At 67.5% G+C, this 1,252-nt stretch carries 3 protein-coding genes; 2 read left to right on the top strand and 1 reads right to left on the bottom strand.

All coding sequences use genetic code 11. The features are described 5' to 3' along the window. Window positions 1-201 precede the first annotated feature (201 nt). Complete coding sequence (locus tag ACWGKS_RS30010; RefSeq protein ID WP_067597371.1) at window positions 202-444, bottom strand: GntR family transcriptional regulator; 243 nt, start codon at window positions 442-444, stop codon at window positions 202-204. A gap of 163 nt (window positions 445-607) precedes the next feature. Between ACWGKS_RS30010 and ACWGKS_RS30005 the strand changes: the two genes are divergently transcribed. Both ACWGKS_RS30005 and ACWGKS_RS30000 read left to right on the top strand, forming a co-directional pair. Then, the gene (locus ACWGKS_RS30005; protein ID WP_452525105.1) at window positions 608-946 is read left to right on the top strand and encodes a hypothetical protein; all 339 of its coding nucleotides are present in this window, start codon (window positions 608-610) and stop codon (window positions 944-946) included. Beyond that, a partial coding sequence (locus tag ACWGKS_RS30000) for a hypothetical protein (RefSeq protein ID WP_452525103.1) occupies window positions 943-1,252 on the top strand: 310 nt, incomplete at its 3' end. The genes ACWGKS_RS30005 and ACWGKS_RS30000, both read left to right, overlap by 4 nt.

Raw genomic sequence — 1,252 nt, 5'->3', positions numbered from 1 at the left:
CGACCGGGCGGGTCTGCTGGACTCGTACCGGCGCCTGGCGCGGCTGGCCGGGATGGCGCTGGGCAGCCCGGGGGCAAGGAGTGGAACCTCCTCATCACTCCAGGTCACGACATGTGGGCTTCGACGGCACCCCGAGAGGACGAGGGAATCGGGTGACGAAGGCCACTACGAGGGAGCGGCGGTGGGGGCAGGGGCCGACACTCAGGTATCCGACGTCGGTGCGACGAACGTTCCCCGCTGGGGCAACGTCACCACCAGCCCTTCATCACGAAGGAGCGCGATTGCGCGGCGGGCGGTCTCCCGAGCGATCCCATAGTCAGCGACCATCGCCGCTTCCGAGGGAAGCGGATCTCGTGGTTTGAGCTTGCCAGCTTGAATCTGTTCACGGAGTTGGTGTGCCACCTGCATGTACAGAGGCGTGGGATCGAATCGGTCGACATGCATGCTTGCGACGTTAGGTACATGGCGCACAGCCTGCATATGGCAGACGTGCTAGACGACCTAGACAAGACAGACGTATAGTGAGGCCTTGACCTGATCATGAAAGTGGCCCGGCGGTGCGCCAACACCCCGGGCCCGGACAAGCGAAACCTTAGGAGCGCTTGCCATGCCATACGTTACTGCCTTGCTGTCCCTACTCATCCGGCTGTCGCGGCCCACACGAGGAGCGCACACCACCGCCTTCGGGTACCTGCGTGAACTGGGTGGCGAGATGAGCCGTCGTCGCTCTCGCCGAGTCCGCCGCTACGTGCTCGCCCCGGTCGACCACGCCGCCGCGCACTCCCCTGGTCCCGAACCGCTGCCGCCCACTCCTTCGGTTCCCACTCCCCCGGTCCCGGCACCTCGGCGACCGATCGAGGACGCTTCCCTGCGAGTGGAGATCGTTCGGGGCCCTTACCGGGCCTGGGAGAACCGGCGAGCTCTCCTACAGGAGGTGCCCGCATGATGCGCGCCAGCGATGCCCTCGCCGACCGGCTCACCCGCCTGCTCAACGAATCCGACCTGCCCGCCGACGCCGTCACTCGACTCATCTCGGCGGACGCGGTCTTCGGACGCCTCGACCATCTCCTTCGCTCCGGCGATGACCTGCCCGCGCCTTGGGGTATCCGGCTCGGTGGCGGGGGCGTGGAGTGCATGGAGGTGACCGAGCATTACGACGCGCTCTCCGAAGCCCTCCGGGAGACCGGTGGAGACGCCGCCTGCTGGCGGGCGCTCTGCCGCGCCCGAGACCGCTGGGGGATGCTGCGCACCG

The sequence above is a fragment of the Nocardiopsis sp. NPDC055879 genome, assembly GCF_053615935.1.
The sequence above is the reverse complement of the archived record's forward strand: the minus strand, read 5'-3'. Positions and strand labels throughout refer to the sequence as shown.